This window comes from Halomonas sp. SIMBA_159, assembly GCF_046536035.1.
Lineage (GTDB): Bacteria > Pseudomonadota > Gammaproteobacteria > Pseudomonadales > Halomonadaceae > Vreelandella > Vreelandella venusta_A.
This window is the reverse complement of the sequence record NZ_JAWJBT010001502.1, coordinates 1-240: the sequence shown is the minus strand read 5'-3', so window position 1 is coordinate 240 and position 240 is coordinate 1. Positions and strand designations below refer to the sequence as shown.

Annotated in this window: 1 protein-coding gene; it reads left to right on the top strand. The window is 53.3% G+C overall.

What is annotated here, in order from left to right; all coding sequences use genetic code 11:
* Positions 1-240, top strand: a 240-nt coding sequence (locus tag R0J87_RS24230) for a carbamoyl-phosphate synthase domain-containing protein (RefSeq protein WP_498889600.1), incomplete at both ends; no start/stop codon positions are given.

Below are 240 nucleotides of genomic sequence, written 5' to 3'. Positions count from 1 at the left end.
CAGCAGACATTGTCTGATTATCTGAAATCTCAAAACATTGTTGGTATCGCTGACATTGACACCCGTAAGCTGACCCGTCTGCTGCGTGAGAAAGGCGCGCAGAATGGTTGCATCATGGCGGGTGACAATCTCGACGCAGCGCTGGCGCTGGAAAAAGCCAAAGCCTTTCCTGGCCTGAAAGGGATGGATCTGGCGAAGGTGGTGTCGACCAAAGAAAGCTACAGCTTGGCGCAGGGTTCC